This is a genomic window from Viridibacillus soli, assembly GCF_016612995.1.
GTDB lineage: Bacteria > Bacillota > Bacilli > Bacillales_A > Planococcaceae > Viridibacillus > Viridibacillus soli.
Map to the genome: position 1 here is coordinate 1 of NZ_JAEOAH010000082.1, position 2631 is coordinate 2631.

General features: G+C 41.1%; 1 protein-coding gene and 1 pseudogene. Both read right to left on the bottom strand.

The annotated features are described in order from the left end of the window. A pseudogene (locus JFL43_RS22055) lies at positions 1-297 on the bottom strand (hypothetical protein); the annotation flags it as partial. A gap of 1267 nt (positions 298-1564) precedes the next feature. After that, a partial coding sequence (locus JFL43_RS22060) for an exosporium glycoprotein BclB-related protein (RefSeq protein ID WP_325166730.1) occupies positions 1565-2631 on the bottom strand: 1067 nt, incomplete at its 5' end.

Consider the following 2631-nt stretch of genomic DNA (forward strand, 5'->3'; position numbering starts at 1 on the left):
TCCAGTAGCCCCAGTAATTCCATCAGAGCCGGTAGGTCCGGTAGAGCCAGTAGCCCCAGTTACTCCATCAGTCCCGGTAGGTCCGGTAGAGCCAGTAACCCCGTCAGCCCCAGTAGGTCCAGTAGAGCCAGTAACACCATCAGCCCCGAGAAGGCCAGGAAAACCTCTAGGTCCGCGTTCACCCCTTGGACCTCGATCACCAGTAGGTCCAGTTGGCCCCATGGAACATCTACTGTTATTATTACAAGTGCAGAGATACTTACCGCACTTGTGACATCTTTCTTTCTTATTATCCATTTGTTCACCGCCTATCTTTAACAAGTTATTCATGTCGATATAATTGAAAGAGGGCAATTATCCATATTTGAAAATGGAAATTAAACAAGACTAACTTAGTGTAGCTAATGAGTTCCAAAGCATCTCAAAAATTAAGATTTAGTATTTACAATCATAATTTATATAGAAAAAGCTTCCACAATTTTTACTGTTGTGGAAGCCGTATTTTATTTGGATACTTCTAATTTATGAATATACTTTTGTAAAGGTTCCCTCGAATGTTTAAGGGCTCAGAAAATGTGATATTTCCATTGTATCGTTGCAAAATACTTTGTATTAATTGTCTTTGACGGTTCTTCAATAATGATTTTAATGGAATGAAGATTGTTACTTAGTTAGACTTTTAAAGTGATGGCTAATTTTCCAAGTAAATATTGAGATAACAATTCTTCGTAAATTTTGTTATTATTTTTTGCCAGAATGATTAAATTCACCATGACTTATAAAACATGATTTGCATTACTTTAAACAAATAGAGAATCAGTCGGCAAAATGGACGTCTTGAAATTTCTTAGCAACACCAATCATTTCTAGAATGAGATTATTTAATACATCAACCAAAATGAATTACAATGAGTATTAAAATTAAATCCAACATTTGGTTATTCATAAAGGGCTTACAGAAAAGAAATAAATAATAATGAAAGTCATACGTATTATTTTGATATTGAAAAATAACGAATTAAACAGAAAAATGGGAGTTAGAATGAGATAGCATTACCCTTGAGGCTTGTCTATATTCATCTGCAATGGGGGTGGTAATATTCACCGTCAATCTTAAAATAATTATGACTTTGATGGAAACACATAGTGAAAAGGAACATAAATAAAGGCAACTTTCTATTCAATTCTGAACGAAAAGTTGTCATTATCCATTTATTTTTATTGTACGGATTAAGAGAGTAAGTTTGTTTTGGCAAAGCATAATACTGAATTCAGTTAATCGTAGCCTTTACTGTATAGATACTTTTTTTAAACTATCCATTTTTAAGAGGGTACTATGATGTAGAGTAAGGATCTGCTTTTCAAATCATATATGTTTTGTATTATTTAAATTCAACTAGATTTACTGGTAAATGTTCCTATATCATATCCATCACTCTGTTTCACAACTATCCTTTTTATAAAAAAACTGCCAGCGAAATAATGATTTTTATATTTTGCTGACAGTGGGAGGATCACCTATACGGTATGCTTCACGATCCTAAAAGTGAGAATTTTCTATAAATTAATTAATTGTTAGACCTGCGCTTGCATAACCCTCAACAGAGGTAATAAGAGAAACACCAGTAGCAGTTACAGTAAAGACCATTAATAGTCGTGTTTGTGCAGTTATTGGTATGTTTAATCCTCTAACGATACCGTTGCTTATAGTTCCAATTGCAAGAATACCTGTTAGAGATGGAGCCAATGTTACAGAAGCGCCTACAACTGGACTAAAAATATTACTTGTTGGGGTTGATTCATATAATTGTGCTGTAATTGTTGCAGTTGATCCAATAAGGGATAGCGCTATTGTAGTACTGAAGAAAGCATCCATCGAAGTAATTGTTCCAGCACGAGGAACCGAAAATGCAAAGTTAGTAAGCGTGCCAGCAGGATTTGTTAAATCTATTGTTCCGCCTACGATACTAATACCTGGTGCAGAGCTTCCAAACCCAATAAAGCCTGGAGTACCAACAAGGCCGCCTGCAATAGTCGTGAGTGAAACAGGGATTCCTGATGCGAATGGAATTATTGCACCAGATCCAGCAGGTCCTACAAGACCCTGAGGTCCAGTAGCGCCATCAACGCCAGCAAGACCTTGAGCGCCGGTAGCGCCAGCAGGTCCTACAAGACCCTGAAGCCCAGTAGCGCCATCAACGCCAGCAATACCTTGAGCGCCGGTAGCGCCAGCAGGTCCTACAAGACCCTGAAGCCCAGTAGCGCCATCAACGCCAGCAATACCTTGAGGTCCAGTAGCGCCTTCATCGCCAGCAATACCGTGAGGGCCAGTAGCGCCAACAGCGCCTCCTATACCCTGAGGCCCAGTAGGGCCAACAGCGCCAGCAAGACCTTGAGCGCCGGTAGCGCCAGCAGCGCCAGCAAGACCTTGAGCGCCGGTAGCGCCAGCAGCGCCAGCAAGACCTTGAGCGCCGGTAGCGCCAGCAGCGCCAGCAAGACCTTGAGCGCCGGTAGCGCCAGCAGCGCCAGCAAGACCTTGAGGCCCAGTAGCGCCATCAGCGCCAGCAATACCCTGAGGTCCAGTAGCGCCATCAGCGCCAGCGATACCTTGAGGCCCAGTAGCGCCAACAG